11 protein-coding genes are annotated in these 10,524 nt (G+C 52.3%); 1 reads left to right on the top strand and 10 read right to left on the bottom strand.

What is annotated here, in order from left to right:
- Window positions 1-73 precede the first annotated feature (73 nt).
- A protein-coding gene (locus B5D39_RS13320) for an IS3 family transposase (RefSeq protein ID WP_425274625.1) occupies window positions 74-1,206 on the top strand; the annotation gives its coding sequence in 2 pieces (ribosomal slippage) (window positions 74-326 and window positions 326-1,206; 1,134 coding nt in all).
- On the opposite strand, the gene B5D39_RS13315 is transcribed toward B5D39_RS13320, so the two are convergent.
- The 10 genes from B5D39_RS13315 to B5D39_RS13270 all read right to left on the bottom strand — a co-directional run bounded on the left by B5D39_RS13315 (window position 1,195) and on the right by B5D39_RS13270 (window position 10,426).
- A complete protein-coding gene (locus B5D39_RS13315; protein ID WP_078790952.1) occupies window positions 1,195-1,449 on the bottom strand; it encodes a GxxExxY protein in 255 nt (84 codons plus the stop codon). The genes B5D39_RS13320 and B5D39_RS13315 overlap by 12 nt on opposite strands.
- A 110-nt stretch (window positions 1,450-1,559) precedes the next feature.
- Window positions 1,560-2,564, bottom strand: a complete 1,005-nt coding sequence (locus B5D39_RS13310; RefSeq protein WP_078790951.1) for a 4Fe-4S dicluster domain-containing protein — start codon at window positions 2,562-2,564, stop codon at window positions 1,560-1,562.
- Between the two features lie 147 nt (window positions 2,565-2,711).
- Window positions 2,712-3,635, bottom strand: a complete 924-nt coding sequence (locus B5D39_RS13305) for a 4Fe-4S dicluster domain-containing protein (protein WP_078790950.1) — start codon at window positions 3,633-3,635, stop codon at window positions 2,712-2,714.
- A gap of 1 nt (window position 3,636) precedes the next feature.
- Window positions 3,637-4,137 carry a hydrogenase iron-sulfur subunit gene (locus B5D39_RS13300; protein ID WP_078790949.1) on the bottom strand — a complete coding sequence of 167 codons (501 nt, stop codon included), beginning with the start codon at window positions 4,135-4,137 and terminating at the stop codon, window positions 3,637-3,639.
- Between the two features lie 160 nt (window positions 4,138-4,297).
- On the bottom strand, window positions 4,298-4,732 hold the full coding sequence (tnpA, locus tag B5D39_RS13295) for an IS200/IS605 family transposase (RefSeq protein WP_078790948.1): 435 nt from the start codon (window positions 4,730-4,732) through the stop codon (window positions 4,298-4,300).
- Between the two features lie 196 nt (window positions 4,733-4,928).
- Window positions 4,929-6,926 carry a CoB--CoM heterodisulfide reductase iron-sulfur subunit A family protein gene (locus tag B5D39_RS13290; protein ID WP_078790947.1) on the bottom strand — a complete coding sequence of 666 codons (1,998 nt, stop codon included), beginning with the start codon at window positions 6,924-6,926 and terminating at the stop codon, window positions 4,929-4,931.
- Window positions 6,927-7,340, bottom strand: coding sequence for a response regulator (locus B5D39_RS13285; RefSeq protein WP_078790946.1), 414 nt, complete (start codon window positions 7,338-7,340; stop codon window positions 6,927-6,929).
- A 9-nt stretch (window positions 7,341-7,349) separates the two neighbouring features.
- The gene (locus tag B5D39_RS13280; protein WP_078790945.1) at window positions 7,350-8,228 is read right to left on the bottom strand and encodes a CoB--CoM heterodisulfide reductase iron-sulfur subunit B family protein; all 879 of its coding nucleotides are present in this window, start codon (window positions 8,226-8,228) and stop codon (window positions 7,350-7,352) included.
- Window positions 8,225-8,809 carry a 4Fe-4S dicluster domain-containing protein gene (locus B5D39_RS13275; RefSeq protein ID WP_078790944.1) on the bottom strand — a complete coding sequence of 195 codons (585 nt, stop codon included), beginning with the start codon at window positions 8,807-8,809 and terminating at the stop codon, window positions 8,225-8,227. The genes B5D39_RS13280 and B5D39_RS13275 overlap by 4 nt, the downstream gene beginning before the upstream one ends.
- 228 nt (window positions 8,810-9,037) lie before the next feature.
- Window positions 9,038-10,426: a tetrathionate reductase family octaheme c-type cytochrome gene (locus B5D39_RS13270; protein ID WP_078790943.1), complete on the bottom strand. Its 1,389-nt coding sequence runs from the start codon at window positions 10,424-10,426 to the stop codon at window positions 9,038-9,040.
- Window positions 10,427-10,524 lie beyond the last annotated feature (98 nt).

Genomic DNA, 10,524 nt, shown 5'->3' with positions numbered 1-10,524 from the left:
TGACGTTACCCCCTGTAACTGATCCATTGCCAGCTTAGCGATTTCGGTCTAGAACTCCCAGAGGAGACTAGACATGAAAACGAAGCGTTTTACAGAAGAGCAAATTATCGGCATCCTGAAACAGGCCCAGGCCGGTATGAAGGTGGCTGACCTTTGCCGGATGCACGGTATCAGTGATGTAACCTTCTACAACTGGCGCAGCAAATTTGGTGGCATGGAAGTCTCTGACGCCAAACGCCTGAAACAGCTTGAAGACGAGAACCGGAAACTCAAGCAGATGCTTGCTGACAGCATGCTTGAGAATAAAGCCATCAAGGACGTTCTTTCAAAAAAGTGGTAACGCCTGCCGCCCGGCGAAAGGTGGTGGTCTTTCTCATGGAGATCCACCAGCTCAGTGAACGACGGGCCTGTGTAATAGTCGGGCTGTGCCGGAGCAGTCATCGGTACCAGGCGAAGCCAAAGAACGATGAGGCCATCAGATCACGCCTGCGTGAGCTTGCTGAACAACGTCGCAAGTTTGGCGCTCCCCGTCTGCATACCCTGCTGCGTCGGGAAGGGCACCTGATTAACCACAAGCGCACAGAACGGCTCTATCGCGAGGAAGGCCTCTCACTCAGACTAAAGAAGCGCAGGAAGCGTATCAGCCATCTCCGTGTGGTCTTGGACAAACCAGAACGGATCAACCAGCATTGGTCCATGGACTTTGTATCTGACAGCCTCTACAACGGCAGACGTTTCCGGGTTCTGACCGTGGTAGACAACTTCAGCCGTGAATGTCCTGTGCTTGAAGCAGACCACTCGCTGACCGGCCAGCGGGTTTCCAGAATCCTTGAACGCATGGCCTTGACCAGAGGTCTGCCGGAAGTCATCACCGTTGATAATGGGCCGGAGTTCATCAGCAAGGCACTGGATTTGTGGGCCTTTGAAAACAACGTCAGGCTCAGATTTATTCAACCGGGGAAACCGGTTCAAAACGCATACATCGAAAGCTTCAATGGAAAGTTCAGGGACGAATGCCTCAATGACAATGTTTTCGTCAGCCTGAACAGCGCACGACAGATAATCGAGAACTGGCGGCTGGACTACAATTCTGAAAGACCACACAAGTCGTTAAACAAAATGACGCCAGAAGAATTTGTTGCAAAACATAATCAGAACCAAAAGGCCGAAAACACTAAGCTAAAACTGGTTCAGTCAATGGGGTAACGTCACAACAATAATCTTATCAAAACAAACAATATCAGCGATATACGACTTGGTAAGCAGCTTATCTTTGTATTGTATTTCAAGAGACTGCTGTGAAACAAACGGTACTAGGCGCAAGGAAAGCTCATGTTCTAGCGCTTCCTGATAGACAGCTTCTAAAAAACCGCTACCAAGCACTTTATGGACTTCAATAGCGGCTCCAATTATTTTGAATACTTCTTCTCTATAGATCAGCTCATCCATCTTGATTTTCTTCGTGTTCCTTCGTGTTCCTTCGTGTTCCTTCGTGTTCCTTCGTGTTCCTTCGTGTTCCTTCGTGTTCCTTCGTGTTCTTCGTGTTCTTCGTGGACAGATTATTTTTCCTGTATCTCTTCCAACACCCCGGCAATGTCAATCCCCACCGGGCAGACCCGGATACAACGCCCGCAGCCGGTGCAGAGGGTCTGGCCAAACTTGTCGTCGTAATACTTAAACTTGTGCATAATCCGGTTACGGTAACGCTTGGGCTGCAGGTCACGTGGATTATGGCCGGAGGCATGGTTGGTGAACTTGGAGAACCCGCAGGCATCCCAGAACTTACGCCGCTTGCCGGCCTTTTCTGATCCTTCATCCACAATATCAAAGCAGTGACAGGCCGGACAGACAAAGGCGCAGGCGCCGCAACCGACACAACGGACGGCAATACTGTCCCAGGCCGGGTCTTCAAAGTGATCATCCAGCCAGGCCTTGATCTTCTTCAGGTCAAACGGTTGCAATGCAGGGGTTGCCAGGGCCTGGGTCTGGGTGCCGTCCGGCTCAGAGAAGCGGTCTTGCCAGGTGGCTAGAAACGCTTCACCCTTTTCGCTCTGACTCTCCACCAGAAAACCGCCTCCAACCAAGGGGGTCAACAGCAGGTCTGACCCTTTGGGATCATTGGGGGAGAGGCCGACGGCGGTGCAGAAACAGGCGTCGTCAGCCGTGGTGCAGACCAGGCCGATGATGGTGGTCTTTGCACGTCGTGCCAGAAAAAACTGATCCTTGTAATCCCAGGAAAAGACCGCATCCAGCACCGGAACCGCTGCTGCGTCACAGGGCCGCACACCGATCAGCACCGTCTCAGGGAAACGGGCAGGGTCAATATCCTTCAGTTCAATCTGCTGTCCCTCTTTACGGTACTCAAGCAGATCTTCGCAGACCGGAAAGAAGGCCTCTTTGATCGAACGTCTCGGCAGTTCATCGGTCACCAGATCCGATGCAGAGGCAAGCGGCTCATACAGCACCATGCTACCGGACTGGCGTGGGCCGACCACCCGCTGCCCTTTCAGGAGCAGGCTGTCGATCAGCAACCGCAGGTTGGCTTCAGTTATCTGTTTCTGCATAGATTCTATCTTTCCTTAACAGCCCAATAAAGCGTTATGAGGAAGCACGGATACAAGGCGCACGGAACGCAACGACTGAGACATAACACACTAGTTAGGCGAAGGAGCGAGTACCGCGCAACGCAGTAGACGGGCTCCGCAATAGTTTTAACGGATAAACGATTGGTCGTCATCTTCACGGTAACTGGTAAGTGGCCCGGTATCCCGTACCTCAAACCCGGCTTCACTGTTAAACAGCTCTTTTAGCTCCTTGGCCATTTTGCGGTTCAGGAGGTTAAGCGGTATATCCATGGGACAGACCCGCTCACATTCAGCACAACCGGCACAGCGACCGGCCAGGTGCATGGCCCGCACCAGATGCCAGGCGGTGTTTCCCGATGGCCGGGGGGTCTGTTCAACCATCTGGGGCCGGTTACGGTCACACAGGCACTGTTCACAGAAACAGAACGGACAGACCTGGCGACAGGCGTAACATTTGATGCACTTACTGAACTGCTCTTTCCAGAACTCCCAGCGTTCAGAGGGTGTCATCGCCTCAAGCCGGGCGATCTCATTGGCATAGCGTTTCTCAAGATCAGGCAGGGGAGCCGGCGTAACCGTCGGCACAAAATCACACCCCACAGGAAGCTGGTCACTACATTCACAGCATTTGGAGGCGATGGTCTCTGTTGTCAGCTCTGCTGAGGGCTTAAGCAGTGAGCCAAGCACACCGCTGCAGGGGATGCCGATCAGGTAGAGATTCTCCCGCTTGAGCTGTGATTCACCCAGCAGCCCAACCAGGGCCTTCAGGTCACAGCCTTTGACCACAATCCCGATTCTTCCGCTCTTTGGCACATCCTTTTTGGCCTTGGTCAGGTAAACCACCAGATCATTCAGGCAGGCTGCAGTGAAGATCAACTGGTCGGCATCATCGGCTGTAGTGATCACAATCGGCTGGGTGCTGCCTTTACGGCGGCCTGCTGTATAGCCGATCACCGCTGAAACGGTGCTGTCAGACAGGATGCGTCGAGCCTCGCTGCGGATGGCGTCGGTTATGGTGCTGTAGCTGGATATATCAATGGTCTGTGTCATCTTACATCGCCTCGTACACGGCCTGCAGCTCCGGGTTGTTCAGATTGCCTGACCACTGTTCCTCAAGCACCAGGTCCTTGAACTCCACCATCGGCCCCATGGCCCGCACCCGCTCGGTCAGGTCGGTCACCACCTCTACCCATTTGCCCCCTTCGGCTGCCGAGACCCAGGAAAACTGAATCCGGTTCAGGTCAACGCCGATGAATTCCAGCAGCTTGCGGAAGGCGGCAAACCGTCTTCTGGCATGGTAGTTACCGGCAATGTAGTGGCAGTCACCAGGATGGCAGCCGGAGATCAGGATACCGTCAGCCCCCTGCTGAAAGGCCTTGATGATAAAAACCGGATCAATCCGACCGGTGCAGGGGAATTTCAGCACCCGCACGTTTGACGGGTACTGCATCCGGCTGGTACCGGCCAGGTCGGCCCCGGCGTAGGTACACCAGGTGCAGACAAAGGCGATTATTTTGGGTTCGAAGGTATGTTTCTGTTTATCAACATGCATCTGCAAAACCTCATAAGAGACAAATCAAACCATTTAACGCCCGTTCGCGCTGCTCACTCGAGACGCAAAGACGCAGAGAAAAGCAAAGGCTTGTTTTTTGTTATTTAAAAGTCATGACCACCGGCAGAGCCGGTGGCTTGAGGAAAGCCCCTAAAAGGGGCTAAGGGTTTTGGGTGAAGTCCAACTCCTCTTGTTTGTCCAGATGTTCTTGATCTCTTACATACGCCCGGATCATTTCTTCATCCAGGCCGATAGTGCTGGCACAGTAACCACGTGACCAAAAGTGCCGACCGATAAAACCTTTCTTGACCCCTTCGGCCTTACGGTGAATATGAATTGCCGACTTGCCTTTCAAATACCCTATCACCATCGAAACACTGTACTTCGGTGGAATACTCAACACCAGATGGATGTGGTCAGGCATGGCATGACCCTCGATAAGTTCAACTTCCTTCTGCCGACATAACTGACGGATGATTTTGCCAACTTCTCCTCGAAGCCTGCCGTAAAGAACCTTCTTACGGTATTTCGGCACGATCACAACATGATATTTGCACTCCCATTTTACATGGGCTAAACTTTGCCACTCTCGCATGGCAGTTCCTCCTGTTGATTGCCTTTAGGGGCTTTCCTCAGGAGGAACTATCGCTGGAACGGCAGAGCCTTTTCAAGTCTCACCGGCAGAGCCGGTGGTTTACTGAAAACCTTCAATTAAAAACTAAATTCAGTTTGGTTCTCTCTGCGACTCTGTGTCTTGACTCTGAACCTCTGCGTTAAAAATGCCTTTTGCCTTATAACGCCTCAATCATGGCCACAATCTGCTCATCGGTATAACCATCCAGCTCAACCGATTTTGACGGGCAGGTTGCCTGGCAGGTACCGCATCCGGCGCAGACACCGGGGTTAACGTAAGCAACTACTTTGATCAGGTTGCCCTGACGGTCACGGATCTCTTTCTCCTCCACCGCACCATAGGCGCAGACCTTCTTGCAGGCAAAGCAACCCACGCAGCCATTTTCCTTGACCCGCGCCACAATCGGTTCCCGCTCCAGCTTGTCTTTGGCAAACAGGGTCATGACCTTGGCTGCCGCAGCTGATGCCTGGGAGACGGTGTCAGGGATATCCTTGGGCCCCTGGCAGGCACCGGCCAGATAGATCCCGGCGGTGGCGCATTCAACCGGCCTCAGCTTGGCATGGGCCTCAGAATAGAAGTTGTACTTATCGTAAGAGATCCCCAGTTTCTGGGCCAGGAGATCAGCCCCTTGCTGGGGTTGTACTGCGGTGGCCAGCACCACCAGATCAGCCTCGATCTCTACCTGGACACCAACGGAGATATCGCTACCCATGACCACGATCTTGTCCCCCTTCTGATACAGGCGGGAGACCATGCCACGGATGTAGACCGCTTCTTCATCTTCAATGGCACGGCGCCAGAATTCATCGTAGCTTTTGCCCGGAACTCGGGCATCCATGAAGAAGACATAGGCTTGGCCATCATGCACTTTATGGTGGTAGAGCATGGTGTGCTTGGCGGTGTACATGCAGCAGACCTTGGAGCAGTAGGAGATCCCTTTTTCCCGTGAACGGGAGCCGACACACTGGATAAAGACCACCTGCTTCGGTTCTTTACCATCTGAGGGACGCAGAATTTTGCCACCGGTGGGGCCGGAAGCTGAGGCCAGCCGCTCAAAAGTCATGCCGTCAATCACATCCGGGATCTTGCCGTGGCCGAATTCACCATAGCCTTTAATGGGTGAGCCCTTTGGTTTTTCAGTGATGCGGTACAGCTCAAATCCGGTGGCGACAACGATGGCGCCAACCGGCTCAACAATCAATTGATCTTCCTGTTCAAAGTCAACCGCGCCTGGTCCGCAGACCTTCTGGCAGACACCGCATTTACCACTTTTGAACATGGTGCAGTTTTCACGGTCAATCACCGGTACGTTGGGAACCGCCTGGGGAAACGGTACGTAGATGGCGGTCCGCATCCCCCTGTCGCAATCAAAGCTGTTGGGGATCTTTTTCTGGGGGCATTTGGTCATGCAGACGCCGCAGCCGGTGCATTTGTGTTCATTAACCGAGCGGGCCTTTTTACGAACCGTGATCTGAAAGTTGCCTATGTAGCCGTCTACCTGTTCAATTTCGCTGTAGGTATGCAGGGTTATGTTGGGATGGTTGGCAACATCCACCATCTTGGGGGTCATGATGCACTGGGAGCAGTCCAGAGTGGGAAAGGTTTCGGAGAGCTGGGCCATATGGCCGCCAATGGAGGGTTCCCGCTCCACCAGTACGACCTGATGTCCACAATCGGCAATATCAAGGGCCGCCTGGATGCCGGCGATGCCGCCGCCGATGACCAGGGCACGTTTGGTGACCGGCACGGTGATGGTGGGCAGTACCCGGTTCTTCTTGACCCGTTCCACCAGCATACCGACGATTTCGATCGCCTTGCCTGTGGCCTCTGCCCGATCTTCATGCACCCAGGAGCAGTGCTCACGGATGTTGGCCATCTCGCACAGAAAGGGATTGAGGCCGGCCTGTTCAACCGCCTTGCGGAAGGTGCGCTCATGCATACGGGGTGAGCAGGCTGCAACCACAACATGGGTCAAGCGGTGTTCAGCGATTGCATTCTTGACCAGGTTCTGGCCAGGGTCGGAGCACATGTATTTGTAGTCGGTGGCAAAAGCCACACCCGGCATCAGGGCTGCCTGGGCTGCTACCTGCTCCACATCAACCGTGCGGGAGATGTTCTCGCCGCAGTGACAGATAAAGACACCGATTCGCGACATCTAGGCATTCTCCGCAGGAATCAAGTCCAGCTTGCGCAGGGTCTTGACCAGTTTTTCCGGTTGCACCGGCTTAACCAGGTGGGCAGATGACTGGGCTGCCACATAGGCCTGAATCACATCCTGAGGGGTACTAAGCGATGAGAGCACTACAATATGGACCCCTTTATCAATTTTTATGCCCTGCTGCTCTTCATGGCTGCGGATGGCCTTAGCAGCCTCCAGTCCATCCATTTCAGGCATAACAATATCCAAAAGGATCAGGTGATACGGTTCACCCGCCTTCAGCGCAGCAGTAAATCGCTCCACCCCTACAAGACCATTTTCAGCCTGATCGCATTGGGCATAGGGCTCCATCTGCAGGGCCAGCATCTCACGGCTTAGTTCATCATCCTCTACAATCAGGCAACGCAGCATAATCCCGCCTTAGTTAATTTTTTTATCTCTGAGCAGTTTTTGCGGGCTGACAATCAGGGCATCCAATCCCAGACGTTCCTGCGGCACCCCCAGGGCCAGCCCCACCAGTTGGGTCAGGTAAAAAATCGGCAGCCCATAGCTGGTTTCATAGACGCCCTCAATCTCTTTCTGACGGATATCAAGATTGCCGTGACAGAGTGGACATGCCACAACAATACAGTCAGCACCGGCAATTTTCGCCGATTCAAGCACTGCGTTTGAAAGCTGCTGCACCACAGGAGGACGGGACAGGGTGAAGTTTGCGCCGCAACATTCAAGCCGGTGGGTCCAGGCAACGGTCTGGGCTCCGACTGCTTCCATCACCTGTTCCATAATGGTGGGTGCCTCGGTACAGTCCAGATTCGGCACATCGGTGGGGCGGGTCAGCAGGCAACCGTAGTAACAGGCAATCTTCAGGTCGGACAGCGGCTTTTTAACCGCTGTTGCCAACTGCTCCAGGCCATAATCCCGCACCAGAATCTCCAGCAGATGTTTTACCCGTCGTTCCAGATGCACCGGTGCATCAATTGCCTTTTCAACCAGCTTACGCTTGGTCTCGTTCTCTGACAGAATATGCTGGGCAAACTTCAGGCGGGAAAAACAGGAGGCACAGGCCACCGCCATATCACCCGGAACCTGCTCGGCAAGTTCAAGGTTTTTCGCTGACAATGACAGCGAAAGCAGTTCATCAACATTATGGGCCGGGGTGGCGCCACAGCAGATCCAGTCCGGTATCTCTTCAAGACCGATCCCCAGGCTTGCAAAGACCTCCCTGGTGGACAGGTCATATTCAGAGGCTGAGGCATGGAGTGAACAACCAGGGTAGTAAGAATAGCTCAAGGCTGTCACAAGGCCTCTCCTTTACGTCGCATTTCTTCAATACGACTGAATATTTTCTCCACCTCAGCCATATTCTTGTTCTTCTGATGGAAGACCTTCAGCTTGCCCTTGGAAAGCAGCTTGGGTCCCAACAGCATATCTTTCAGAAACTGACCAGATTTCACATTGAATACTGCCGCCAGCCGCATCTCGTACTGGCGGCCGTAAGTGCGGATGTTTTCCAGAAAGAGACGATTGGCAAGCTGGACATAGCTTTCTTTTGAAGGGCCATCCTGATCCCAGGACAGTTTACGCAGGGCATCCATAATTGAGGCAAGATGCACCTGATTGGGGCAACGGGTGGAGCAGGTCTCGCAAGAAACACAGTACCAGATTGAACGCCCTGCCAGAATTCGTTGCCACTGCCCTAACTGCAGCAGCCGGACAATCCGGTTTGGGGGATGATCCATAAAAGTTGCCATGGGACAGCCAGCAGAACATTTTCCGCACTGGAAACAGCGCCTGACCGAAGTCCCGGAGAGCTGCTCTACCTTACGTACCATGTCCAGATCCATGGTTTTCTGCGAGAGAAGCATTTTTTTCTTTTTCACAAAACCACCGTTTTAGTCACACTAAAAATTAGCGCAACCATTCAGATTTTGTTCGATCATAATAACGCTGTCTTTACTGCCACAACTTCATTCATACTAAAACCAATTACTCTTCTCTACTGATAAAATCAAGTTTTATATGCAAGCTTTTGAATGTCCTTACGACAACTAACGGCCCGCAGAAAACATCTGCGGGCCGTTAGCATACTTCGACATCAATCGGTCAAATTAGCGGTTAGCTGGATTCTTGGGATCACCCTTGTAACCAAGTGCCTTCCAGTCCAGACGGCCTTTATCGCCGTGACAGTCATTGCACTTGAGGGCCTTGTCCTTGGGAGTTACCATATGATTAACCGGCCAAACCATGGAGGTCTCAATCCAGCCAAACTTGCCACTGTAGGGCTGACCAGCAGCCTTCATGCCGGCTTCAATTGCCTTAGCCCAGTCATATTTTACCCAGTAGGCAGTTTCGCTGGTAGGTGGACCAAAGGTATTAACTACGGCAACGGTATTGTTACCGGAGTCATACGGTTGCTTACCTTTCATAACCTTGAAGGGGAAGATCTTCGCGTTGGGGTCTTTACGATCACCCTTGGCGTCAGACAGTTTGACAACTTTGGAAGGATCAATCTTGTCGCCCATCAGTACGCGGTCAACGGTTCCGTTATACCAAAGGTAGGTGGGGACAACATCCTTCTCCCACTTGAAGTCACCTTTCATCTTGGCGTAGGTCTTCTCGCCGTACTTATCTTTTGGTGCATTTTTGTCATCTTTACCGGCTGTTGACCAGTCCCACCAGGTTTTGGTTGGCAGAGCCTTGGCAAAGGTTGGGATATGGCAGGTCTGGCAGGCAATCTTTTTGGCATGCTTGTTCAAGAATGCATTTTTATGCACGTTCTCTTTGTGGCAATCCGTACAGCCAAAGATTTTCTTAGTAGATCCAATTGAAACGGAAGCTGCCTCACCCTTGATGGCATGATCTTTACCGCCCTGGTGGCAGTCTTGGCAGGTCATCTTTTTATTGCCGCCCATATGGACGTCAATTTCAGGAGACGGATTCGTCAAGGTAGAATCCAGGTCACCGTGCTTGACCCGGTCGCCACCACCACCATAGAAGTGACAGGAACCACAGGCCTTGCGGCTTGGCTTACCAACAGATTGGGCCACCTTCACCAGATCGACCTTTGGATCTGGATTACCAGCGCCCGCAGGTGTCTTTTTGTAGGTACCGGTTGTCTCATGGCAAACCAGACAGTCAACGTTTTCTGCCTTGCTAAAATCAAAGCTCTTATCTTTCCAACCATAACCGGTGTGACAACTGGTACAGCGAGGCCAGTTGGAATCAATGGCAACACAGAAGTTGTTGAGTGCGTTCTTCTTGCCCAGCTCAATATCTTTTCCGTTTAGCTTCTGCTTTTTAGACCAGGTCCAGTGTACCGATTTCATAAAAGCTTTGGTCTCGGCCTCATGACATTCCATACACTTTTTGGTCACTTCAGGACCTGTCTTGAATGGACCAGCACCGACATAATCGGCATGGTTACCAGCTATAGCGGTAGTTGCCAGGGAAAGCCCCAGCAGCAACGCAGCCCGCGCCATCAGTTTCTGCAGTTTCATACGCATCCTCCTTTTGGGAATACCTCAGAACGAGGTTTAAATATATGAATATCTATATAAATATTTAATAATATTATTATTTTTTAATTACAGCCCCC

Source organism: Trichlorobacter thiogenes (genome assembly GCF_900167465.1).
Classification (GTDB): domain Bacteria; phylum Desulfobacterota; class Desulfuromonadia; order Geobacterales; family Pseudopelobacteraceae; genus Trichlorobacter; species Trichlorobacter thiogenes.
The sequence above is the reverse complement of the archived record's forward strand: the minus strand, read 5'-3'. Positions and strand labels throughout refer to the sequence as shown.